This window comes from Pseudothioglobus sp. nBUS_23, from assembly GCF_051201565.1.
Lineage (GTDB): Bacteria > Pseudomonadota > Gammaproteobacteria > PS1 > Pseudothioglobaceae > Pseudothioglobus.
The window spans coordinates 1597958-1621124 of sequence record NZ_CP179200.1 but is presented as its reverse complement, the minus strand read 5'-3'; the positions used below and the strand labels follow the sequence as shown (position 1 = coordinate 1621124).

The window sequence follows — 23167 nt, the reverse complement described above, 5'->3', positions numbered from 1 at the left end:
TAATCACTGTCAACTGTTTTTTTACAGCTGTAAGTTAGAGAAAATATGGAATAAAATTTACAGAGAAACTAGAAGAAAATTAAACGTCTTTTCCACTCTCAAAATTGAACTGAGCGCCCTTTCTAATGCCAGATGGCCATCTCGAGGTAATCGTTTTAAGCTGCGTATAAAACCTTACGCCTTCCATTCCATGAATCGAGGAGCCGCCAAAAAGAGATCTCTTCCAACCGCCAAAACTATGCATTGCTACAGGAACAGGGATGGGTATGTTAACGCCAACCATGCCCACTTTCACATTTGTTGTAAAGTGCCTAGCAGTATCACCGTCCCTTGTAAAAATGGCTGTGCCGTTACCATATTCATGGTCATTGACAAGCTTAAGCGCTTCATCATAACTTGAGACTCTAACCACAGAGAGAACTGGACCAAAGATTTCATCAGTGTAGATTGACATCTCAGAGGTGACATTGTCAAAAAGACATCCGCCTACAAAGAAGCCATCTCTTTCTGTCTCAGACCTGCCATCCACTTTTAGATCAGCACCGGCCTTGAGTCCAGCATCAATATAAGAGACAATTTTTTCCTGACTTTCTTTGGAGACGACTGGGCCCATCTCAACACCAGGCTCATCGTAAGCGCCAATTTTCAGTGACTTAACTTTAGGCGTCAGAGACTCAATCAGCTGATCTGCTGTTTCATCTCCGACTGCAACCACAACAGAGATAGCCATACATCTTTCACCTGCAGAGCCATAGGCTGCTCCAATGATTGCATCACTGCTTTGATCAAGATCAGCATCGGGCATCACTATCATATGATTTTTAGCGCCGCATAATGCTTGAACTCTTTTGTTATTTTTTGAGCCTTCTTGATAAATGTACTCACCCACACCAGTCGAGCCTACAAAGCTCACTGCTCTCACTTGAGGGTTGGTTAGGATTTCATCGACTGCTTCTTTATCGCCAACGATTGTATTTAATACGCCATCTGGAAGACCAGCTTCATGCATGAGTTCAGTGAGTCTTAACCCACATGAGGGTACTTTCTCTGAGAGTTTTAATACGAACGTGTTGCCACAGGCAATCGCTACTGGGTACATCCACATCGGCACCATCGCAGGGAAGTTAAACGGAACAATACCCGCACAGACGCCAAGCGCTTGACGCAGATTATGGCTATCAATGCCTCTGGAGACATCCGCACTAAAGTCAGACTTCAGATGATTGTTAATTGCCGTGCAGTACTCCACAATCTCAAGGCCTCTTCCCACCTCGCCCTGTGCATCTGCAAAAGTCTTTCCATGTTCCTTTGAGACAAGTTCTGCGAGTTCATCGGTGTGCTTAATAATAAGCTCACGATAAGTAAACATGATTTGAGCCCGTTTAGAGGGAGGAACTTGACTCCAATCTTCAAAGGCATTACTTGCTACTTGAATCGCTTTGGCTGTATCTTTTGCACTAGCAGCTTCAATGGTTTTTGTAACTTGGCCAGTGGCAGGATTAAAAACACTTAGTGTTCGACCTGATGATCCAGAATATTTCTTGCCACCAATAATATGTTGAAGATTGTTTGAAGACATAAAAGTAATTTTATTAAATGTAATGAGTTAATATACCAAGAAGTCATTTCTTGGATTATTTTTTTTATAATTCTAGTTTAATAATAGGGTGATAAAGATATTAATCTATAACAAATTATAACATATGTTCTATTTTTCAAAAAATAGAAAAAAATATAACAAATTAAAATATTTGATGTATACTAAATTTTCTTGCGGCAACTTTTGTCTCAAGCTTGATATCAATTTTGATATTTAATTTATATATAAATAGGAGAAAAACATTATGTTTAATATCTACAAAAACACTGCAAAAGTTTTTCTAGCAGTGTCTGTTCTTTTTGGAGCAACAATGTTTGGCAGTTCTGCTGCAGTTGCATCTGGAGAGAAATTTGTACTAATCAGCCATGCACCAGATTCTGATTCATGGTGGAATACAATTAAAAATGCAATAGGAATTGCAGGTGAGCAAATGGGAGTCGATGTGGATTATCGTAACCCAACTACAGGAGACCTTGCTGATATGGCTCGCATTGTTGAGCAAGCTGCTGCAAGTAATCCAGATGGAATTATTGTTACAATTGCTGATTATGATGTCCTAAAAGGTCCAATTACTTCAGCTATTGCTAAAGGAATTCCAGTTGTAACAATTAACTCAGGTACTCGTGAGCAGTCTGAAATGCTAGGAGCATTAGCACATATTGGTCAGCCTGAGTATGATGCTGGCTTTGGAGCTGGTAAAAGAGCAAAAGCTGCTGGAGCAACAAAGTTTTTATGTGTTAATCACTTTTTTACCAATCCAGTTTCAGTTGATCGTTGCCAGGGATATGCAGACGCACTTGGTGTTGATTTAGGTGATCAAATGATTGACTCAGGTCAAGATCCAACTGAAATTAAAAATAAAGTTATGGCTCATCTTAGATCGCATCCTGATACAGACGCAATTCTTACTTTAGGTCCAACTTCTGCTCACCCAACTCTATCAGCTCTTGATGATATGGGACGCTCAGGAGATATGTACTTTGGAACTTTTGACCTTTCAGGTGAAATTGCTGCTGCTGTTAAGTCAGGTGTAATTTCATTTGCAATTGACCAGCAACCGTACCTTCAAGGCTACTTGCCGGTAGTTTTCTTGACTAACATGTCAAGATATGGTGTATGGCCTTCTGGCGCAATTAACTCTGGTCCTGGATTTATCACTAAGAGTAACATTAGCTTAGTTGAGCAATATGCAGGCGTCTACCGTTAAAAGTTAGTTGACCTCAATAATGCTACTCACTTTAGAAAGAATAAGTGAGTAGCATTTTTTTTTAAATTAGATATAAATTCAGTGGATTAAATCATGTCAAATGATGTAAAGAATAATTCAAATCTCCGTAGTAATTTTAGAACTGTTATGCTAAGGCCTGATCTTGGTGCAATAGTTGGAGTTATATTAGTATTCCTTTTCTTTTTTTTAGTGGCTCGCGATACAGGAATGTTTTCCTTAGAGGGCTCAATGAACTGGGGAATAGTCTCGTCTCAATTTATAATTATTGCAGTTGGTGCTTGTCTATTAATGATTGCAGGAGAATTTGATCTATCTGTTGGATCTATGATCGGTTTTGCTGGGATAGTTATTGCTGTTACCTCAGTAGTGTGGGGTTGGCCTGTTTGGCTAAGTATAATTTCAGCCTTTGCTATATCAATGGCTATAGGCGCATTGATAGGCTATATTACTATCAGTACAAATCTACCTTCTTTTATTGTGAGTTTAGCTTTTCTGTATATCTTGAGAGGCCTAACTATTTTTATTGCAATAATAAGTACAAAAAAAACAATCATAGGCGGTGTAACTGAGGTTGCTCAGGATGATTGGTTGGCACCGATTTTTGGTGGAGAAATTTTCACTGGTGTATTTCAATGGCTCGCTGAACAAGGCATAATTCAAACATTTGTTGCAGGAACAAAAGCTGGACAGCCTGTTGTTTCTGGAATACCAATGATGATGGTCTGGGCTTTAGGATTAATTGTTTTTGCTCATTTTTTATTAACAAAAACTCGTTTCGGAAATTGGATTTATGCTTCTGGTGGAGACGCACAAGCAGCAAAACACATTGGAGTTCCAGTGAACAGAGTTAAGATACTAATGTTTGTATTTACAGCTTTTTGTGCAACCGTTTTCGCGACGACACAGGTTATGGAGTTTGGATCAGCTTCTGCAGATAGAGGAGTCCTCAAAGAGTTTGAAGCAATTATTTCAGTAGTTATTGGGGGGGCTTTGCTAACTGGAGGATATGGATCAGTTATTGGAGCCGCACTTGGTGCTGTGATATTTGGAGTTGTTCAACAAGGTTTATTCTTTATTGGTGTAGAAAGCTCCTTATTTAGAGTTTTTCTAGGTGTGCTTCTTTTACTAGCTGTCATACTTAATACCCATGTTCGTAAGTTAATAACGGGAGCCAAATGATGAGTAGTTCACCTCTAATGGAACTTAAGGATATTCATAAAAGCTTCGGAAATGTTGACGCTCTAAAAGGAGTCTCAATTTCTATAAAAGCAGGTGAATGTCATTGTTTACTCGGTGACAATGGAGCTGGTAAATCAACTTTTATTAAAATTATGTCTGGCGTACATCAGCCAACGAAAGGCAAGATTAATATTAATGGAAAAGAAATAGAAATCAACAACCCTCGTGAAGCGATTGATGTTGGGATTGCGACAGTTTATCAAGATTTAGCATTAATTCCTTTGATGTCAGTCTCACGTAATTTTTGGCTTGGTAGGGAATTAACAAAAAAAGTTGGCCCGGTCACACTCATGGATTTTGAAAAATGTGATTCAATTTTGATGTCTGAAATGGATAAGATTGGAATTAAATTAAGGGATCCTGGCCAATCAATAGGAACTCTATCAGGAGGCGAAAGACAAACTGTAGCAATTGCACGAGCTGTGTTTTTTGGAGCTAAGATTTTGATACTGGATGAACCAACATCAGCTTTAGGTGTATATCAGACTTCAAATGTATTAAAAACGATTGAAAGAGTCCGAGAAAAAGGTGTTGCTGTTGTATTTATTTCTCATAATGTTTCTCATGCTTTAGCTGTTGGAGATAAGTTTACAGTCTTATCTAGAGGCGAAACTCTTGGAACTGCAAAAGCCGGTGAGATTGATTTTCAAGAATTACAACTCCTGATGTCAGGCAATAAAGAATTGTCAGAACTAAAAAAATAGGAATGAGTCATGAATATATGTTTAATTGGAGCTGGTAGAATTGGAATTGTTCATGCAATTGCTATTGCTAGTGAAAAAAATGCAATTCTTCATTCTGTAGTTGATGTTAACCAACCAGCAGCTGAGGACTTGGCAAAAAAATATAGTGCTCAAGTTCTAACAATTGATGAAGCTTTTAGCAATGAAGACATTGATGCTTACATTATTGCCAGTAGTACCGCAACCCATGCTGATTTAATAGAAAAGTGCTCTGAAGTTGGTAAGCCAGTTTTTTGCGAAAAGCCAATAGATCTTAGTCTTAAAAGAGCAGAATCTTGTGCTAAATTGGTAGAGCAAAGTGGTATTGTCTGCATGCTTGGGTTTAATAGACGATTTGATCCTAATATGGCAAACTTAAAGAGCAAAGTGGATTCAAATTTTATTGGCTCTATTCAATCATTGGTGATCACCTCCCATGACCCTGCGCCACCTTCAATCGATTATATTCAAAGCTCTGGTGGTTTATTTCACGATATGATGATTCATGATTTTGATATGGCCTGTTGGATTTTAGGTGATACTCCGGATAGCATCTATGTATCAGCAACTGCCAATAATGAAGATATCAAAAAGGCTAGAGATGTAGATACAGCTAGTGTCATCATGAATATGAAAAAAGGGGCAATAGTTACTATTCTTAATGGTCGACAAGCTTCCTTTGGTTATGATCAAAGGATTGAGGCTTTTGGTGAGAAAGGCATGCTTCAGGTTAAGAATGAGTTAGAAGATAAAGTAGTTCTGAGTAATGCCGATGGCATTACCCAATCTAAAGCTAAGCATTTTTTTCTAGAGCGATATGAAAAGGCATACCATAATGAGCTGCTTCATTTTATGGAGTCCTATCATCAAGGCATTAAGCCAAGTGTGGATATTTCAGATGGTGTTCTTGCTTTAAAAATCGCAGAAGCTGCAACAAAATCTCTTAAATCTGGCTTGCCAGAAAATTTATAACTCGTAATTGAATGAGTCCCACTAATATTAATGAATTAAATAATTTGCTTCAAGAAAGTTACCCTTCCTTGAGTAAGAAAATGAAGTTGATTGCATTCTATATCATTGATCAGCCTCAAAATCTAGCAATTAATACACTTGCAGTAATTGCTTCAGATATTGGTGTGTACCCGTCAACACTAGTTCGATTTGCAAAGCATTTCGGGTTTAGTGGATTTGCTGAATTACAATCATTATTCAAAGTAAGAATTGCTCAAACAACAATAAATTATCAGCAGCGAATTACAGATGTAAAAAATATCACTGAAAGTGACACTGCAACAGACTCGTCCAACATCTTTTATGATATTACAAAACGTAATGTTGCTGCAACTCAACTGCTTGCTGAAAATACTGATATTGATTTAATAGAAGATTCAGTTTTGGCACTATGTGAGGCCAGTGAAGTTATTTTATGTGGCACAAATAGAGCACAACCTGTAGCCAATTATTTCTACTATATGTTGAATAATCTTGGTATTAGATGCCGAATAACTAATGATACAAATGAAGTAGAAAACTTATCAAATTGGCTCGACGAAAAAACAGTATTTATTGCTATTACTTATAACCCATATAATGAAAATACTACTCAGGCAGTTAAGGCTGCTAAAAAGGCTAACTCAAAGGTTATTCTCTTAACTGATACCGAGTTAAATCCAATAGCACATCTTGCGGATTTTTTATTTAGTATTCATGAAGCTGAAATTCATACATTTAGATCCTTGGGGGCAACGATGTGTTTAGTTCAAGCAATATGTATTTCAATTGGCTATCATCAACAAGGAAATTAAATGTCATTATTAAGTCGACCAAAAAATGGTAAAGGTAGTTGTTATCAAAAAATTACTCCCCAATCTGCAAATTGGGATTTTGTAGGTTTTGAAGCTCATGATCTTAAAGAATTTGAGTTATTAGATTGGGAGGATGAATCCAATGAATGCTGTTTAGTGATTTTATCTGGAATGGCGAATATTAGCGTTGATGAGCAAGAGTTTAAAAGTGTGGGAGAGAGGATGAGTGTTTTTGATGATATCAATCCTCATGCTATATATGCTCCAAATAAAAGCAAAATAAAAATTGCTGCTCTAACTAAATTGGAGTTAGCTATTGCAATTGCTCCAGGATTTGGTAACTTTCCGGCGAGACATATTAAGCCTGATGAAATGTCTAGCGAGGTTAGAGGTGAAGGGAGTAATCAGAGATTTATTTGTAATATACTCCCAGAACAAGAAAAGGCTGATAGTCTCCTTGTAGTTGAGGTTAAAACGCCTTCGGGTAATTGGTCTAGCTACCCACCTCACAAGCATGATTCAGACAATATCCCAGTCGAGACCTATTTAGAAGAAACATATTATCATCGAGTTAATCCACCTCAAGGGTTTGCTTTTCAAAGGGTTTATACTGATGATCTATCCATCGATGAGACAATGGCTGTCGAGGATAAGTGTGTTGTTCTTGTTCCAAAAGGATATCATCCAGTTGGTGTTCCGCATGGATACGATTCATACTATTTGAATGTAATGGCAGGTCCTAAAAGGCAATGGATATTTAATAATGACCCTAAACATGAGTGGATGCTTGAGAAATAATGAAGTCAATTGATATTATTTGTTTAGGTAGGGCCGCTGTAGACTTTTATGGCCAACAGATTGGCTCTAGCCTAGAAAATATGGGTAGTTTTGCCAAATATTTGGGGGGATCATCAGCAAATATAGCTTATGGCTGCTCTAAACTTGGTCTTAATTCAGCCATGCTTACTCGTGTTGGAAATGAACATATGGGACGATTTGTTCGTAATGAGCTAGAGAGCGTTGGCGTAGACACCTCACATGTCATTACCGATAAAGAGAGACTAACTGGTTTAGTTGTTTTAGGGATACAGGATAAGGAAACCTTTCCACTTATTTTTTATCGCAAAGATTGTGCTGATATGGCAATTAGTGAAAATGATTTCACTAAAGACTATATCGCAAGTAGCAGGTCTTTGCTTATCACTGGAACACATTTTTCTTCAGACAGCACTTATCAAACGAGTATGAAGGCAATTGAATACGCGAAAGCCTCTGATACTCAAGTTATTGTTGATATTGATTATCGTCCTGTGCTTTGGGGGTTAACAGAGCTGGGTGATGGTGAATCGCGATTTGTAGCAAGCGATGATGTCAGTCAGCACTTACAAACAATACTTCCTTACTGTGATGTTATTGTTGGAACTGAGGAAGAGATTCATATCGCAGGTGGAAGTGAAGATACCATTTCCGCACTAGTTAAAATTAGAGAGCTGAGTGATTCAATTATTGTTTTAAAGTTAGGTCCATTAGGGTGCACCGTTATTACTAATGATATCCCAGAGAGTGCAGATAACTTCAAAGTAATACGTGGAAAACAAGTGGACATTCTTAATGTTTTGGGTGCTGGCGATGCATTTATGTCAGGATTTCTTCGAGGTTATCTAAGAGGGGAAAGTCTTGAAACAAGTGCCAATTATGCAAACGCTTCTGGGGCATTAGTAGTATCCCGTCATGGATGTGCGCCTGCAATTCCTGGGGAAGTAGAATTATTCTACTATCTAGAAAATGCTACCAAAATACCTAATCCAAGTTCAGATTTAACCTTAAACCATCTTCATAGAGTCAGCTTTAGAAGTAAAGAGGAACCTGAGATTTTTGGTTTCGCTTTTGATCATCGAAAACAGCTATTGGATCTTGCTAAAAAGTATGGAGTGGATTTTAAACAAATCAGTAAGATAAAAAAACTATTCATTAAGTCAACTCAAAAAGCTATTGATAAACTCAATATCCCAGAAAAAAATATTGGCGTGTTAATTGACGATACTTATGGAGAGGATGCACTAAATTCAATTGCTGAAAAGTCATGGTGGATTGGAAGGCCCGTAGAGCTTCCAAGCTCAAGACCACTCAAGTTTGAAGGTGAACAATCTATTGGTTCAAAGATACAATCTTGGCCCCTAACGCATACTGTTAAGTGCTTATTTTTCTATCACCCAGATGATTCTGAAGAACTAAAAAATAAACAAGAACAAAAAATTAAAGAACTCTATTTTGCTTGTCTACAAAGCGGCCATCAACTTTTGCTTGAAGTTATTCCGCCTTCAGAATTTGAAAATGATGAGATAGCTATTCCAAATATCTTACAAAGATTTTATGACTTAGAAATTAAACCCGACTGGTGGAAACTTCCGTCAATGATAGAGAGTTCATGGAAGCGAGTGAGTACTATCATAAACACGAGTGATTCACACTGTCAAGGTGTATTATTATTAGGACTTTCTGCACCTATCGACACTGTTAAAAAGTCATTTGATGTGGCATCAAAGTATCCTATTTGCAAGGGTTTTACGGTAGGTAGAACAATTTTTTATGATCCAGCTAAACTATGGATGCAAAATAAAATAACTGATGAAGAGCTAGTTGATTCTGTGTCAATGAATTACATTGATTTGATTAAAGCTTGGAAAAAAAATAGGGAGATCCAACAATGAAAACTATAAGATTAACAATGACTCAGGCAATAGTTAGATTTTTATCATCCCAATTTATTGAGACTGATGAAGGTGTGCAGCCAATATTTGCTGGTGTTTTTGCAATTTTCGGCCATGGAAATGTTGCTGGAATTGGTCAGGCCTTGACTGAATGTCAGGATCAATTGCCAACCTACCGTGGCCATAGTGAGCAAGGCATGGTCCACTCAGCAATCGCATATGCAAAAGCTAATAATCGTCAAAGGATGATGGCATGCACCAGTTCAATAGGCCCTGGAGCTACTAATATGGTAACAGCGGCTGCATTAGCACACGTAAATCGCTTGCCTGTTCTGTTATTACCTGGTGATTACTTTGCGAGTAGAACACCAGATCCAGTACTTCAGCAATTAGAGGATTTTTCTGATCCAACAGTTAGTGTTAATGACTGCTTTAAACCTGTAAGCAGGTATTTTGACCGCATCATGAGACCAGAACAAATTATTAATAGTTTGCCTGTAGCTATGCAAACACTCTTGGATCCTGAAAATTGTGGACCAGTAACAATATCACTGCCTCAGGATGTTCAAGCAGAAGCATTCGATTATCCCGAGGAATTTTTTAAACATCGAGTACATACTATTCGGAAGATAAAGATTGATGAAGATGAGTTAGTTCAAGCAGTTGAAATCTTAAAAAATTCAAAAAAACCTTTGATTATCGCGGGCGGCGGCGTTCATTATGCTGATGCATGTAACACACTTAAAGAATTTTCAAAAAAATATAAAATTCCTGTTGCAGAAACCTCTGCTGGAAAAGGCGCAATTGCATGGAACCATCCAGGCTATGTAGGAGCTATAGGGGTTACTGGGTCAAATGCAGCTAATAACCTAGCAAGACAAGCTGATACAGTTTTAGCAATTGGAACAAGGTTGAATGATTTTATTTCAGGATCAAGGGCGTTATTTTCTGATAAAAAACTCATTCAATTAAATGTAGCAAGGTTTGACACAATTAAACATAATGCATACTCTTTATGGGGCGATGCAAAGCTTGGGATAGAAAAACTTGATGAGCAGCTAGATAATTGGGGAGCATCAAAAGATTGGTTTCAAGAGTCAGAAATAGAAGCTTCAAATTGGAACGACTACTACGAAGATATAACTTCTATAAATAATCCTTCTGATAAGGTGGATGATTTACCTACAGATGCTCAGGTGCTTGGTGAGGTAAAGAGAAATGGAGAGGCAAGTGATATTGTAGTTTGTGCAGCTGGGAGTTTACCGGGTGAGCTTCATAAGCTTTGGAGAACCGAACAAATAGGGGGATATCATTCTGAATATGGTTTTTCATGCATGGGTTATGAGATTGCAGGAGGGCTGGGTGTTAAGATGGCACAGCCAGACAGAGAGGTTATAGTTCTTGTTGGAGATGGGTCATACCTTATGCTCAATTCAGAGTTAGCTACCAGCGTCATGCTAGGCCAGAAAATTATTGCTGTGGTTCTTGATAATAGAGGTTTTTCATGCATCAACCGTCTTCAAAATGCAACAGGTAATCGTTCTTTTAATAATTTACTAAAAGACTGCAACACTGCAGATGAAGGTCATCCAGAAATTAATTTTGCATTGCATGCAAAATCACTTGGAGCTCACTCAGAGCATGTTGAGGATATTACTGAATTAGCTGCGGCTTTAAAAAGGGCAAGAGCGTCTTCAAAGTCCTATGTAATAAGCATTGTAACTGACTCTCATAAAATAAGCCCTGAGGGGGGCTGCTGGTGGGAGGTTGCTGTGCCTCAGGTTTCCTCAAATGAAAAGGGCGATGAAGTTCTTAGTGCCTATAAGAAGTCGAAGACTAATCAGCCTTATTAGAAATGAAAGCAAAATCTACTAAATCAAATCAAGTGTATTTTAGTGAGTCAGATATTGATTATGATGAGTTAACCAATATTTGTTCTCAGGAGACTTTAAAAGACGACTATCCGCTATCAGATTCAATTTCAAACAATGTCGTTATATATGATGCGAAAGACTTTGTCTCTTTTGTTGGCAATATTAAACAAGAAATAAAACTGAAAACTGAGATGCATCAAGTTCTAGAAAATGGACCAGGTGTCTTTGTAATTCGAAATCTTTACAGTGAAGATGTAATAGATCAAAGTAATGCCATTTTTGAAAAGATTGTTAAAAGAGAAAACGGTTCTAGTAATGACCACTTTGCCTCGGGGACTAACACCAGAATCTGGAATAGCTTTCAAAAGGTTGCGTTGGATAACGCAGACACCTTTATCAATTATTATTCTAATGATTTAGTAAAAATAATTGCTGAGTCATGGTGTGGTCCTAATTCGCAAATGACAGCCCAAGTAAATATTGTTAGACCAGGCGGGGAGATGCAGAAGCCGCATAGAGACTATCATTTAGGTTTTCAAGAAAATAAAGTCGTTGAAAAATTTCCAATCTCAATACATCGACTTTCAAACTATCTTACTTTGCAAGGCGGTATTGCTCATACTGATATGCCCTTAGAAAGTGGGCCTACTATTGTACTGCCTTATTCACAACAATATGATTTAGGTTACTTGACTTGGAGAGATTCAAATTTTGGTGAATTTTTTAACCAATTTGCAGTTCAAAATTCAATGTCTAAGGGAGATGGGATTTTTTTTAATCCTGCTATATTTCATGCAGCTGGATCAAACAATACAAATGATTTTCATAGAATGGGCAATCTCCTTCAGATCTCATCAGCCTTTGGAAAGACAATGGAGCATATAGATTATTTTAAAATTATTACCCATATCTATCCTTCTTTGTTAAATCATAAAACCCTCTCAGACAGACTGATTGAAAATGTTCTTATTTGTGCTACAGATGGGTATGCTTTTCCGACAAACTTAGATTCTGATAAAAATTCTGATTCCAAACTTCAGGGTATGAGTATGTTTGAGTTGACAAAACAATCACTTTTGGATTCAGTGAGTCCAAAAAAATTTAATTCTAAGCTTTTGGAGCACCAGCAGGTTAGGCTTGCTGGATAAATATTACTAACAATTTGGAGATAATAAATGAGTGTGAAAATTGGTGTTAGTCCAATATCATGGACTAATGATGATATGCCAGAACTGGGTCGTGACACAACTGTGGAGCAATGTCTGCAAGAAGGAAAACAAGCTGGATATCGTGGATTTGAGTTAGGTGGCAAATGGCCTCGTGAGGTCTCAGTACTTGAGCCTTTATTCAGCAAACATGGTATGGATGTTGTTTCAAGTTGGTTTTGTGGAGGCTTACTTAAAGACACTATTGAGGGTGAGATAGAGAGAATTAAACCACATATGCAACTTTTGAAAGACCTTGGTACTGATGTCATCGTCTATTGTGAAATGGATTCCTGTGTTCATGGAGACATTGAATCGCCATTATCAAAACGACCCATTCTTAATGACGAACAATGGAAGGAATGGACAGAAAAGTTAGATCAACTAGCAAAATACACTTTGTCTCATGGAATGAAACTTGCCTATCATCATCACATGGGTACAGTGGTTCAAATAGAAGAAGAGGTCGATAAATTAATGGCAATGACTAGTAATGATTTAGGATTAGTATTTGATACTGGCCATTTTATATATGCAGGAGCTGACCCTTTGAGCGTATATAAAAAGCACAGTAACAGAGTTCTACATATTCATTGTAAAGACGTCAGGGCAGAAGTATTAAATGGCGCGCTCGAGTCAGATTCAAGCTTTTTGAATGCAGTATTAAATGGAGTTTATACAGTTCCAGGAGATGGAATGTTTGATTTTCCTGAGCTTTTTAAAATGGTGAGTGAGAATGACTTTAAAGGATGGATTGTAGTTGAGGCTGAGCAGGATCCTGCCAAAGCTCATCCATTAACTTATGTAACTATGGGCTATAAAAATATCGAAAGTTACTGTAATAAATTTGGAATTGAAATAGAGGAAAGAGAATGAAAACAATTGGTGTAGGAGTTATTGGGACAGCTTTTATGGGTAAGGCGCATTCAATTGCATACGCTGCTGCAGGAAGTGTTTTTGGAGATGGGTTAAGGCCAAAGCTTGAAATGATCTGTGACTACAATCCTGATAGGGCTGAAGTTATGAGAAAAGAAATGGGATTCTCAAGATGCACTAGCTCATGGATGGAACTGGTGAATGATCCTAAGGTAGAGCTTATCTCCGTTTGCGTACCTAATTCATTGCATAAAGAAATTTCTATAGCAGCTTTAAAGTTAGGGAAGCATGTATGGTGTGAAAAGCCAATGTCGACCAATTTATCTGACTCTGAGGCAATGCTTGCAGCTGCTCAAGAAGCATCAAGTTCTCAAACAATACTAGGTTATAACTACACTCAAAATCCAGCAGTTCAAAGTGCAAAAAAACTCATTGATGAAGGTGTGATTGGAAGAGTAATAGGATTTTATGGTGTTTATGACGTAGATAATGAGGCAGATCCAGATAGACCACATTCTTGGCGAATGAGTCGTGAGGCATCTGGAACAGGGTCAAATGCAGATGTTATGTGTCATTTAGTAAGTATGGCTCACTATATGACTGGGAGCGAAATAACTCGACTAGTTGGTGATTATGACACAGTTCATAAAGAACGGTCAGATCCAAAAAATCCAGGAAAAACACTTGTGGTTGATAATGATGATGTTTGTACAGCTATGGCACACTTTGAGAGTGGAATCAAGGGGACTCTCAGAGTCAGCAGAGTTGCTTGGGGTAGAAAGTGCGGTTTAAGCTGGGAGATTCATGGGTCTCAAGGGATGATATGCCATGATCAAGAGCGCTTAAATGAGATCAAACTTTATACTCGTAGTGAAGACCCAAGACAGGAGGGCTTTAAAACTATTTTGAGCGGTCCAGCTCAACCACCATATGATGCTTTTTTACCAAATGCTGGCCATAGTCTGGGCTATATTGATGTTAAAGTCTGTGAATTAAAACATCTTCTTGATGCGATAGAAACAGGTCAATCTGTTTGGCCTAATTTTTCAGATGGATTAAAAATTGAAAGAGTTATGGACGCTATCGATCGATCTGCTCTTTCTGGACAATGGATTGATGTCTGAGCAAATTCAAAATATCATTTATCAAAAACCTAGAAAGTGGAGTGCACTTGTTGTTGGAAGAGCAGGCCTTGATCTTTATCCGCAGCCATCAGGATCAAAAACTAAGCTGGCTGAATCATTTGCAAGTGATGTGGGAGGCTCTGGAGGGAATATAGCAATAGCTATGAAGAGGTCTGGAGGAAACATTGGACTAATTTCCGCACTTTCAGATGATCCAGTTGGTTCTTTTGTTAAGAATCGACTAATCGCGGAAGGTATAGATATTCATTTATTACAGACAACTCGTGGTAATGAAAGAACAAGTCTTGCAATTGCTGAAGAGCGTCCGACTGATTGTGAGGTTGTAATTTATCGTAATAATCCAGCAGATCTTCAAATTGTTTTTGATAAAAATGTTGAGTTGGCAATTCTAAATAGCAGTAATCTTGTGGTGACTGGAACCAGTCTGATTGATGAACACTCCAGAAAACAAGTATTGAAAATGATGAGTCATGCAACAAAAAATGACTGCAAAGTTTGGCTGGATTTAGATTATAGGCACTGGAATTGGCCTGATGAGGGAGCTACAAGGTCAGCATATCAGAAGGCAGAAAAGTTATCAGACGTGATAGTTGGAAATGAGGAGGAGTTTAAGATTCTTAACGATGATTTAAATATCCAAGTTAAGGAGTGCATTTCTAAAAATAAGATAATGATTTTAAAGAAAGGAGAAAATGGGTGTACTTTATTTTCAGGTAATTGCACTTTAAAAACAGGTATTTATAAATCTAAGATTATGAAACCATATGGTTCTGGTGATGCCTTCCTTGGAAATTTAATCATGAATTATATGGCTTTTGGAGATTGGAAAAAAGCAGCTGAGGCTGGCAGTGCTGCAGCCGCAATCGTTGTCTCAAAGAAAGGCTGTGCAAGTGCAATGCCATCAAATAAAGAAATTAAGTTATTGCAAGATAGTACATCGATTCAACCAAAAACAGAGTGGAGTTAATAATGCATATCCCCAAACATAACAATAATAATGAACCTATCGTAGATTGTAATAATGAAATAGTACCCTTGTGTTATTTCAACATAATAAAGCTTTCTGCTGGTGATGTATTTAGTTACCAACTAAACGATTATGAAACTTGTATAGTTCCTGCTACTGGAACAATTGATGTTGAGATTGAAGGTCAAAACTTTAAGGATGTGGGTAAACGAAATCATATTTGGGAGAGTGATCCTGAAGCAGTTTATGTCCCAGTTAATCAAAAGGCTAGATTAATTTGCCAAAATGGAAAGGCTGAAGTTTTTATCTCTGGAGCCAAACATAATGAAACATATGAGGCATTTGTAATTAGACAAAATGATATTGATAAGGTTCAATATGGCTCTGATGAGACAAAGACCCATAGGAAAATTAAACATATTTTAGGTAAAAATCCAGCTGGGAAAGTTGGCAAGTTATTAGTAAGTGAATTGTTTACAGTTGGAGAAGGTGGATGGTCTGGATTTCCTCCTCATAAGCATGAGACTGACATGCTTCCAGATGAAAGCAGACACAACGAAGTCTACAATTTTAGATTTAATCCATCAAATGGTTTTGGTGCACAATTTTTAACTCCAGATGGTGAAGATTTTGGACCTGTTTACCATGTCCGAGATGGGTCAACCTTTATCTTTGATAAGGGCTACCATCCTTGTGTTGCTGCTCCAGGCTTTGAGATGTATTACTTTACCATTTTAGCTGGTGAGAGCCAGAGACCACTGCATATGAATTATCAAAAAGAGTATGCATATCAACTGGAAACTATTCCGGGTATGCAAGATATGCTTAACAAGTTTAAATAATGTTAGCAAATTTAAAAGATATTCTATTGCCAGCAAAAGAAGAGGGTTATGCTGTGGCATGCTTCAATGTTTTTGGCTTTGAGGATTCAAGAGCTGTCATTGATGCTGCAGAGTCAAGAAATGCCTCGGTTATTCTTTCAATAAATCTTGATATGCGTCAATTTATGACTATGGATCAGATTATTGGCCTGTTAAAACCTATGGCTGAGAGTGCCAAAGTTCCAGTATGTATTCATCTTGATCATACTTATGAAGTTGAAGTAGTAATGCAGGCAGTAGATGTTGGATTTACTTCTGTAATGTTTGATGGATCACAATTACCTATTGCTCAAAACATTGCCTCCATTAAGGATGTAGTTTCTTATGCGCACTGTAAAGGGGTTTCAGTTGAGGCTGAAGTGGGATCAGTGCCTTATGCAACTGGTAGAGATCACATTAAGTCTGAGTTAACTGACTTATCAGAGGCTTTAGCTATGGAAAAAGAGGGCAAGCCAGATGCACTTGCGATTTCAATAGGTAACGTTCATCGACTTGAGTCAGGTTTTGTAGAAATTAATGTTGAGCGTTTTAATCAGCTTGAGAATGAGCTCACTATTCCATTAGTGATTCATGGTACAAGTGGAATTAAAGATAGAGATATTCAAATGCTGTCAAAGCGGCACATTACAAAATTTAATGTTGGCACGGTCTTAAGAAAGCGTTTTGGTGATTCATTGCGATCTTCATTAGGGTCTGACCCTAACCTATTTGATAGAATTACAATAATGAAAAAAGTGATACCTGATTTGGAAGAAACTGCCTCAAGAGTGATTAAGCTTCTTGGCCAATAAACAAGAAATTATCTAGCTTCTTTGAGACTTTGAATTACAGATACTGTCTCATTCCAGTCAATGCATCCATCGGTCACTGAAACTCCATATTTCATGCTCTCTTTATCTGAAAGTATTTTCTGCTTACCAGAAAACAAATTGCTTTCTAGCATGACACCAAAAATAGATTTGTTTCCAGAGAGTATTTGACTTTTTATATCTTCAATGACTTTGCCTTGATTTCTGTAATCCTGATTAGAGTTATCATGTGAGCAATCAATCATAATTCTCTTTGCTAAACCATTCTCCTTAAGAAGTTTTTCACATTTCAATACAGATTCATTGTCATAGTTTGGCTTGGTTCCACCTCTAAGAATAATGTGAGAGGATATATTGCCTCTGGCTTTGAATGTTGAGATTTGTCCTTTATCATTAATTCCTAAAAAACTTTGCGGGGAAGAGCACGCTCTAATTGCATTAACCGCCATATTTAAGTTGCCATCAGTACCATTTTTAAATCCAACTGTCATCGATAGTCCACTAGACATTTCACGATGAGTTTGAGATTCAGTAGTCCTTGCACCAATTGCACACCAAGAAATGAGATCAGCAAGATATTGAGGAGTAATCGGATTGAGTGCCTCAGTCGCAGTTGGTATTCCCTGCTCTGCGAGCCAAACTAAGAGCTCCCGACCTTGACGCAGGCCTTTTTCTACATCCAGAGAATCATCCATATCAGGATCACTAATTAATCCTTTCCAGCCCACAGTAGTTCTTGGTTTTTCAAAATATACCCTCATCATGATATAGATAGATTCTTCAACTTCCTTCTGAAGCAACTTTAATTTAAGGGCGTATTCTTTAGCTGCTTTGATGTCATGAATCGAGCAAGGACCAACGATTACAATAAGTCTTTTGTCCTTGCCTAAAAAAATATCATCAACAGTTTTACGACTCGTTAAAATGTTATCTTTACCGTGATCGCTCACTTTGATTTGCTGCCTTAAATCAATGGGCGAGGTTACGACGGTTTCGCTTTCAATATTTGTATTGTGGATTTGATTAATCATTTACTCTTTTTTTTAGCTTTGAGCGATGATTTAAACATAAATGAAGAAATATTTTGTAGTTAGATGAATAAAAAAATAATAATTTTTAAATTATAAGATGAACACAATAACAAAAAAAGTTTTATTATTTTCATTGGTTTTCCTTGTTGGATGTAGCTCTACCACCTTTATTTATAATAGGATTGACTTTTTGTTGCCATGGTATCTGGAAAGTTATGTCGACTTAAATCAAGAGCAAAGGAAGAATTTAAATGAATTGCTTGATCCATTTTTTGATTGGCATAGAGAGGAAGAATTACCTAAGTATGCAGAAATTATTGGAGACTTAGAGTCATTACTTGATGAAAAAATTGAGCTCTCCTCTATTGAATCGATTACTTATGATGTTGAGCAAGCTTGGTTTCGAATTGAAGATGAAATGATTTTGTGGGTTATACCTATGACACGGGATTTATCGAATGATCAAATTGAAGAATTTCTTCAAACAATGCAAACCAAAACTTTACAAAGTGAAAAAAAATACTTAAGTCGTAATTTACAAACTTATCAAAACGATAATTACAAACGCATTAGAAAGAATTTGAGACGCTTTATAGGAGGCATGAACAAAGATCAACTCGATCTTATTACTACTGCAAGTCAAGAAATGATCAGGGTTGATGGTCAGTGGATCAATAATCGAAAAGCTCTAATCGAAAACCTCAAGCTGATCCTCAAGAGAGACGATGGCTGGGAGTTAGCTCTGACAAATATTACGCATAGAGACGACTTGGTTTCAGCTAATTATCGCAAAACCTATTCTCATAATATCAAAGTTAATGAGCGTCTTTTTGTTGAAATTTTAAATTCGAGGACTGAAAAGCAAGACAAAAAGCTGCGTTCCATGCTTTTAAGATACAAAACAGATATTAATAATTTGATAGATCAAAAATAGTTGCTACCAGCGCCTTTTCATTCTTCCTCTGAGGATGTCTGAGCCCCAGTTCAGGAGAAGGCCAATGAAAGCTGCTGAGCCAAGCCATAACAGAGGAAGACCGCCACTTGATCCAAATATTACTGAACGATATGCTCTTCCAATAGAGTCAAAAGGCACTGAACCTCCAATTAATTCAAGCCACTCTGGAGCTGCTGTTAGAGGAATTACTGTTCCGCTTAGTGCTGGTTGATAAAAAACTATTGGAACTATTAACAGCAGAGCTAAAAGACCTACTGTCGAAAACATGCCCAGAAATAACCAGCTCAGACAAACGCATATAAACCATGAAAAGATCCAAGAAAGAAAAAACACTTCCCATTGCATTGTAGTCAAAGTTACCACTATTGCCAGGACTAAACTGGAAGCACCCATGGTCATTACTGGAATAACAGTTCTGACATAGGCTCTATTTAGAAGTGTCATTTGGTTTGTTGCAAGAAAGAGTAGAACCGAGCCAACCATTGCTGATAGCCAAGTAATAAAGCTCATCACAAATGGAGAGGGGGTTGACGCAAGACTCTTGGCTTCGTATAAATTTTCTAACTCGACTTGGATCGGCATCTCAGAACTAGGGGCAAGATTTTGAGATTTTGCCAACCGAAGGTTGGATATAAAAGCGGAGAGACCGAGCTGAAAGGTTGATGGGAGTTGACTGGCAATTTGCGTCTCTGATGCAGTTAGGTGATCTGAGTTAATTACCTTAACATTTATACTTTTTTTACCTAAAGCCTGTTCAGAAAAGTCTTCTGGAAAAATGATCACTGAAGAGATTTCTCCATTAGATAAAGCTGTCTTTGCTGTTTCAGAATCTTTGAATAGTCCAACTCTAAAAGGAAGAGATCTTGAGATTGCCTTAATTGCCTGAGTTGATACTAAAGGAAAGGATGTACTCGTATCGAGGTTAACTATTCCCAGTTTAAAGTTTGATGAAATTTTTTCGGGGTCGTTTGGTGCAGTGAGGTTAAATATCGAAAAAATTAATGCAATGACTGTAGGAACAATAATAGCTGCTCTGAATAGTTTGCTGCGACGAAAGTCATTAATTGAGGAGGCCATTAATTTAAATCAAATAAATAAAACAATACACAACCAAGCCTAGTTAGTCAAACCCGAATGACTATTTCCAAGAATCATTTCAGCGGCCTTTTCTGCGATCATCATAGTAGGCGCATTAGTGTTTCCTGATACCAGTTCGGGCATGATTGAAGCATCAACCACCCTTAAGTTTTTGACACCATGCACCCTTAACTGGTCATCTACCACACTCTCTTTGTCATGACCCATTTTGCAAGTCCCAACTGGATGATAGATGCTCTGGCTATGATTTCTTGCAACTTCTAATAACTCTTCATCAGAAGAGAAAGATTCGCCGGGAACAAACTCATCGAGTATGTGTTCTTTGATTGAGTTAGCCTGTGCAATTTTTCGAGCGACCTTGATTGATTCTACCGCGACCTCTCTGTCAGATTTTGTTGAAAGGTAATTTGGGATAATTGTAGGGAGGTCTTTAGGGTTTGAGGAGTGGATAGAAACCTCTCCTCTGCTCTCTGGTCTGAGATTACAAACTGACATTGTAAATGCTGAAAATGGATGGACACCATCTCCAGGCTTATCTGCACTTAGAGGCTGCATATGAAATTGTATGTTTGGCCGAGAACCATCCAAAGAAGTATTAGTGAAAGCAAAAACCTGACTGGCGCTCAAAGTTAAGGGGCCTGTCCTAAAGAGAATATATTGCATTCCAATGAGCGCCTTTTTCCACCATGTATTGAGCTCATCATTAAGGGTTCTAGTGTTGGTTTTATAGACCAGTCTGATTTGGAGATGGTCTTGAAGATTCTTGCCAACCGCAGGATTATGATGAATCGTTTTAATGTCAAGCTTATTGAGTAAGTTTTCATCTCCAATACCTGAAAGCTGCAAAATTTGAGGTGAGCTAATAGCGCCGGCAGACAATATAACCTCTTTATTTGCATGGATAGTAAGATTTTCCTTACTCCTCTTTTGAAGGCAATCGACCCCTATTGCTTTAGAGCCATCAAAAATGACCTTACTAATTTGAGTGTTGGTCATGATTGTTAAATTTTTTCTTGCTCTAACTTTACCATTCAAAAAAGAGCGGTATGAGCTTCTCCTAAATCCTTTATGCGTTGTCTGTTGAAAGTATCCAACACCCTCTTGTTTTTCACCATTGCAATCAGCATTAAATGGAATTCCAATCTCCTCCGAGGCTTTAATAAAAAGATCTGCTATTTTTCTTCTTAATCTGAGATTGGAAACTTTTAATTCTCCATCAATTCCGTGATATTCATTTTCACCATTTTCTTGGCACTCAAATTTTTTAAATAGAGGAAGCACATCTCTATAGGACCAACCTTTGTTTCCCAGTTTCTCCCAATTATCATAATCGTGCCTGTCACCTCTAATGTATAGAAGTCCATTCAGTGCACTAGAGCCGCCAAGAACCTTCCCCCTTGGCCAGTCAATCCTTCTATTGTTTAACCCTTTGTCCTTTTCGAGCTTATACATCCAATCAAATTTTGGATTATTCATTGTTTTAAAATAACCCACCGGGACATGCAGCCAGAGATTGTTATCTCTGCGCCCAGCCTCAATCAATAACACTTTGTTCTCGGGCACTGAGGAGAGTCTGTTAGCTAGTAAACAACCTGCTGACCCTGCGCCTACAATAATGTAATCATATTCCTTAGGCATCATTATTCATAAAATTATTTAATCAAAAAGGATATAAAAATGAATTATTTTTTTAAAAAACAGTAACTCCAAAATCAATATGACAATTATAGGTAAAACTCTAGCCCATCTAGTTATGAATAAAAAAAACATATAAATTTTTTTTAAAAATAGATTGAAAGATATATATCAATTGATGTATACTGGGTTTTAGCTAAATACTTAATTTTATTGTGTATTTATCTATTAATGTTTAAAAATTAGGAGATTTTATGTTTAAAAATAAAGTTGGTTTACTGGCTGCTGCACTAGTCGCGTTTAGTTCAAGCGCTATTGCTGATGGCCATGTCCATTTAAAAGTTCAGTCTGTATTAAGTTCTACTGGTAGTGAAGTTGGCTACGTTAGAGATTTTGCAGAAGACGTTGCTGCCTTAACTAATGGCAGAGTAACAATTGAAGTTTTACCTGGCGGTTCTGTAGTTCCTAACCTTGATCTTATCGATGCGGTTGACGCAGGTTTGATTGATGGCGGATTTGCATGGACTCACTACTGGTCTGGTAAGCACCCAGCAGCAATGCTATTCGGCTCACCAATCGCTGGTGCTGGTGTTGGTATTGATAACATCGCTTTTCTTTCATGGTTTCATAGTGCAGGCGGTAAAGAGCTCTACAAGCAACTTTGGGACGAGATGGACTTAAATGTCCATGGTTTGATGCTTCAACCAGTAGGCCCTGAAGCTCTAGGTTGGTTCAAAGAGCCAATTAACAGCATGGATGACTTCCGAAAGCTTAGATTTCGTGCCCCTCCAGGGATCCCAGGGCAGACGTACAAGGATATTGGTGTCGCAGCTGTAGCTATGGGTGGTGGAGATATTCTTCCAGCTCTTGAGAAAGGCGTAATTGACGCAGCGGAATGGTGCTGCCCAGAGCCTGACAGAGACTTCGGTTTCCAAAAAGTTCTTAAGTATTACTACTTACAAGGACTTCACCAGAACGTTGTAAACGCTGACATGTATATCAATGGTGACAGATGGAATGAGATCTCTGAAAGTGACCAAAGAGCTATCGAAATTGCTGCAAGAGCTGCAAGGCTAGATTCACTTTCTAACCGTATCTACAATAACGGTAAGGCTTTGGATGACTTGTTAACTAACTATGGTGTTAAGTTAATGGATACTCCAGACGACTACTTCTCTGAGTATATGGCTGCTGCAAATGCCACACTTGCTCAAAATGCTGAAGATAATGCATTCTTCGCAGAGGTTTGGCAATCACAGAAAGATTTCGCAAAGATTGCGGTACCTTTCTGGTCAGGTGCTCAAGCGTCTAACGCTAAGCTAGGTCTTGCTTTTGCTGAGACTTTGAAGTAAAGATCCATCGTAAGACTTGTAATTAAGTTGCCAA

20 protein-coding genes are annotated in these 23167 nt (G+C 37.8%); 16 read left to right on the top strand and 4 right to left on the bottom strand.

The window, feature by feature from the left end; translation table 11 throughout:
* Positions 1-79: 79 nt before the first annotated feature.
* Positions 80-1579: a CoA-acylating methylmalonate-semialdehyde dehydrogenase gene (locus ACMAZA_RS08280; RefSeq protein ID WP_435188629.1), complete on the bottom strand. Its 1500-nt coding sequence runs from the start codon at positions 1577-1579 to the stop codon at positions 80-82.
* A 331-nt stretch (positions 1580-1910) separates the two neighbouring features.
* On the opposite strand from ACMAZA_RS08280, the gene ACMAZA_RS08275 reads away from it, so the two are divergent.
* The 14 genes from ACMAZA_RS08275 to ACMAZA_RS08210 all read left to right on the top strand — a co-directional run bounded on the left by ACMAZA_RS08275 (position 1911) and on the right by ACMAZA_RS08210 (position 17044).
* The gene (locus ACMAZA_RS08275) at positions 1911-2807 is read left to right on the top strand and encodes a sugar ABC transporter substrate-binding protein (protein ID WP_435190497.1); all 897 of its coding nucleotides are present in this window, start codon (positions 1911-1913) and stop codon (positions 2805-2807) included.
* A 93-nt stretch (positions 2808-2900) separates the two neighbouring features.
* Positions 2901-4007 carry an ABC transporter permease gene (locus tag ACMAZA_RS08270; RefSeq protein WP_435188627.1) on the top strand — a complete coding sequence of 369 codons (1107 nt, stop codon included), beginning with the start codon at positions 2901-2903 and terminating at the stop codon, positions 4005-4007.
* Positions 4007-4771, top strand: a complete 765-nt coding sequence (locus tag ACMAZA_RS08265; RefSeq protein WP_435190495.1) for an ATP-binding cassette domain-containing protein — start codon at positions 4007-4009, stop codon at positions 4769-4771. The genes ACMAZA_RS08270 and ACMAZA_RS08265 overlap by 1 nt, the downstream gene beginning before the upstream one ends.
* Positions 4772-4780: 9 nt before the next feature.
* Positions 4781-5761: an inositol 2-dehydrogenase gene (gene iolG / locus ACMAZA_RS08260; protein ID WP_435188626.1), complete on the top strand. Its 981-nt coding sequence runs from the start codon at positions 4781-4783 to the stop codon at positions 5759-5761.
* Between the two features lie 11 nt (positions 5762-5772).
* Positions 5773-6594, top strand: coding sequence for a MurR/RpiR family transcriptional regulator (locus ACMAZA_RS08255; protein WP_435188624.1), 822 nt, complete (start codon positions 5773-5775; stop codon positions 6592-6594).
* Positions 6595-7392 carry a 5-deoxy-glucuronate isomerase gene (gene iolB, locus ACMAZA_RS08250; protein ID WP_435188622.1) on the top strand — a complete coding sequence of 266 codons (798 nt, stop codon included), beginning with the start codon at positions 6595-6597 and terminating at the stop codon, positions 7390-7392.
* Positions 7392-9305 (top strand): bifunctional 5-dehydro-2-deoxygluconokinase/5-dehydro-2-deoxyphosphogluconate aldolase, encoded by a 1914-nt coding sequence (locus ACMAZA_RS08245; protein WP_435188620.1) that lies wholly within the window; start codon positions 7392-7394, stop codon positions 9303-9305. The genes iolB and ACMAZA_RS08245 overlap by 1 nt, the downstream gene beginning before the upstream one ends.
* Complete coding sequence (gene iolD / locus ACMAZA_RS08240) at positions 9302-11158, top strand: 3D-(3,5/4)-trihydroxycyclohexane-1,2-dione acylhydrolase (decyclizing) (RefSeq protein WP_435188618.1); 1857 nt, start codon at positions 9302-9304, stop codon at positions 11156-11158. The genes ACMAZA_RS08245 and iolD overlap by 4 nt, the downstream gene beginning before the upstream one ends.
* A 2-nt stretch (positions 11159-11160) precedes the next feature.
* Entirely contained in the window at positions 11161-12327 is a 1167-nt protein-coding gene (locus ACMAZA_RS08235; protein WP_435188616.1) for a phytanoyl-CoA dioxygenase family protein, read from the top strand.
* Positions 12328-12354: 27 nt separating this feature from the next.
* Positions 12355-13260: a myo-inosose-2 dehydratase gene (iolE, locus tag ACMAZA_RS08230; RefSeq protein WP_435188615.1), complete on the top strand. Its 906-nt coding sequence runs from the start codon at positions 12355-12357 to the stop codon at positions 13258-13260.
* Positions 13257-14384, top strand: coding sequence for a Gfo/Idh/MocA family protein (locus ACMAZA_RS08225; protein ID WP_435188613.1), 1128 nt, complete (start codon positions 13257-13259; stop codon positions 14382-14384). Before iolE ends, ACMAZA_RS08225 begins: the two co-directional genes overlap by 4 nt.
* Entirely contained in the window at positions 14377-15372 is a 996-nt protein-coding gene (locus tag ACMAZA_RS08220) for a PfkB family carbohydrate kinase (RefSeq protein ID WP_435188611.1), read from the top strand. Before ACMAZA_RS08225 ends, ACMAZA_RS08220 begins: the two co-directional genes overlap by 8 nt.
* Positions 15373-15374: 2 nt before the next feature.
* The gene (locus ACMAZA_RS08215) at positions 15375-16214 is read left to right on the top strand and encodes a 5-deoxy-glucuronate isomerase (RefSeq protein WP_435188610.1); all 840 of its coding nucleotides are present in this window, start codon (positions 15375-15377) and stop codon (positions 16212-16214) included.
* Positions 16214-17044, top strand: a complete 831-nt coding sequence (locus ACMAZA_RS08210) for a class II fructose-bisphosphate aldolase (protein ID WP_435188608.1) — start codon at positions 16214-16216, stop codon at positions 17042-17044. Before ACMAZA_RS08215 ends, ACMAZA_RS08210 begins: the two co-directional genes overlap by 1 nt.
* Positions 17045-17052: 8 nt before the next feature.
* Here the strand turns inward: ACMAZA_RS08210 and ACMAZA_RS08205 are convergent, their stop codons facing one another.
* The gene (locus tag ACMAZA_RS08205; protein ID WP_435188606.1) at positions 17053-18093 is read right to left on the bottom strand and encodes a 3-deoxy-7-phosphoheptulonate synthase; all 1041 of its coding nucleotides are present in this window, start codon (positions 18091-18093) and stop codon (positions 17053-17055) included.
* A 97-nt stretch (positions 18094-18190) separates the two neighbouring features.
* On the opposite strand from ACMAZA_RS08205, the gene ACMAZA_RS08200 reads away from it, so the two are divergent.
* A complete protein-coding gene (locus ACMAZA_RS08200) occupies positions 18191-19027 on the top strand; it encodes a DUF6279 family lipoprotein (protein WP_435188605.1) in 837 nt (278 codons plus the stop codon).
* A gap of 3 nt (positions 19028-19030) precedes the next feature.
* Here the strand turns inward: ACMAZA_RS08200 and ACMAZA_RS08195 are convergent, their stop codons facing one another.
* Together ACMAZA_RS08195 and ACMAZA_RS08190 are read right to left on the bottom strand one after the other, a co-directional pair.
* The gene (locus ACMAZA_RS08195; protein ID WP_435188603.1) at positions 19031-20125 is read right to left on the bottom strand and encodes an ABC transporter permease; all 1095 of its coding nucleotides are present in this window, start codon (positions 20123-20125) and stop codon (positions 19031-19033) included.
* A 39-nt stretch (positions 20126-20164) separates the two neighbouring features.
* Complete coding sequence (locus tag ACMAZA_RS08190; protein WP_435190493.1) at positions 20165-21784, bottom strand: GMC family oxidoreductase; 1620 nt, start codon at positions 21782-21784, stop codon at positions 20165-20167.
* A 251-nt stretch (positions 21785-22035) separates the two neighbouring features.
* On the opposite strand from ACMAZA_RS08190, the gene ACMAZA_RS08185 reads away from it, so the two are divergent.
* Positions 22036-23133 carry a TRAP transporter substrate-binding protein gene (locus ACMAZA_RS08185; RefSeq protein WP_435188602.1) on the top strand — a complete coding sequence of 366 codons (1098 nt, stop codon included), beginning with the start codon at positions 22036-22038 and terminating at the stop codon, positions 23131-23133.
* Positions 23134-23167: the final 34 nt, after the last annotated feature.

What these genes read in the sequence shown, in the direction of transcription:
- ACMAZA_RS08280 (WP_435188629.1), bottom strand. Translation starts at nt 1,579, where the DNA reads ATGTCTTCAAACAATCTTCAACATATTATTGGTGGCAAGAAATATTCT.
- ACMAZA_RS08275 (WP_435190497.1), top strand. Translation starts at nt 1,911, where the DNA reads ATGTTTGGCAGTTCTGCTGCAGTTGCATCTGGAGAGAAATTTGTACTA.
- ACMAZA_RS08270 (WP_435188627.1), top strand. Translation starts at nt 2,901, where the DNA reads ATGTCAAATGATGTAAAGAATAATTCAAATCTCCGTAGTAATTTTAGA.
- ACMAZA_RS08265 (WP_435190495.1), top strand. Translation starts at nt 4,007, where the DNA reads ATGAGTAGTTCACCTCTAATGGAACTTAAGGATATTCATAAAAGCTTC.
- iolG (WP_435188626.1), top strand. Translation starts at nt 4,781, where the DNA reads ATGAATATATGTTTAATTGGAGCTGGTAGAATTGGAATTGTTCATGCA.
- ACMAZA_RS08255 (WP_435188624.1), top strand. Translation starts at nt 5,773, where the DNA reads ATGAGTCCCACTAATATTAATGAATTAAATAATTTGCTTCAAGAAAGT.
- iolB (WP_435188622.1), top strand. Translation starts at nt 6,595, where the DNA reads ATGTCATTATTAAGTCGACCAAAAAATGGTAAAGGTAGTTGTTATCAA.
- ACMAZA_RS08245 (WP_435188620.1), top strand. Translation starts at nt 7,392, where the DNA reads ATGAAGTCAATTGATATTATTTGTTTAGGTAGGGCCGCTGTAGACTTT.
- iolD (WP_435188618.1), top strand. Translation starts at nt 9,302, where the DNA reads ATGAAAACTATAAGATTAACAATGACTCAGGCAATAGTTAGATTTTTA.
- ACMAZA_RS08235 (WP_435188616.1), top strand. Translation starts at nt 11,161, where the DNA reads ATGAAAGCAAAATCTACTAAATCAAATCAAGTGTATTTTAGTGAGTCA.
- iolE (WP_435188615.1), top strand. Translation starts at nt 12,355, where the DNA reads ATGAGTGTGAAAATTGGTGTTAGTCCAATATCATGGACTAATGATGAT.
- ACMAZA_RS08225 (WP_435188613.1), top strand. Translation starts at nt 13,257, where the DNA reads ATGAAAACAATTGGTGTAGGAGTTATTGGGACAGCTTTTATGGGTAAG.
- ACMAZA_RS08220 (WP_435188611.1), top strand. Translation starts at nt 14,377, where the DNA reads ATGTCTGAGCAAATTCAAAATATCATTTATCAAAAACCTAGAAAGTGG.
- ACMAZA_RS08215 (WP_435188610.1), top strand. Translation starts at nt 15,375, where the DNA reads ATGCATATCCCCAAACATAACAATAATAATGAACCTATCGTAGATTGT.
- ACMAZA_RS08210 (WP_435188608.1), top strand. Translation starts at nt 16,214, where the DNA reads ATGTTAGCAAATTTAAAAGATATTCTATTGCCAGCAAAAGAAGAGGGT.
- ACMAZA_RS08205 (WP_435188606.1), bottom strand. Translation starts at nt 18,093, where the DNA reads ATGATTAATCAAATCCACAATACAAATATTGAAAGCGAAACCGTCGTA.
- ACMAZA_RS08200 (WP_435188605.1), top strand. Translation starts at nt 18,191, where the DNA reads ATGAACACAATAACAAAAAAAGTTTTATTATTTTCATTGGTTTTCCTT.
- ACMAZA_RS08195 (WP_435188603.1), bottom strand. Translation starts at nt 20,125, where the DNA reads ATGGCCTCCTCAATTAATGACTTTCGTCGCAGCAAACTATTCAGAGCA.
- ACMAZA_RS08190 (WP_435190493.1), bottom strand. Translation starts at nt 21,784, where the DNA reads ATGCCTAAGGAATATGATTACATTATTGTAGGCGCAGGGTCAGCAGGT.
- ACMAZA_RS08185 (WP_435188602.1), top strand. Translation starts at nt 22,036, where the DNA reads ATGTTTAAAAATAAAGTTGGTTTACTGGCTGCTGCACTAGTCGCGTTT.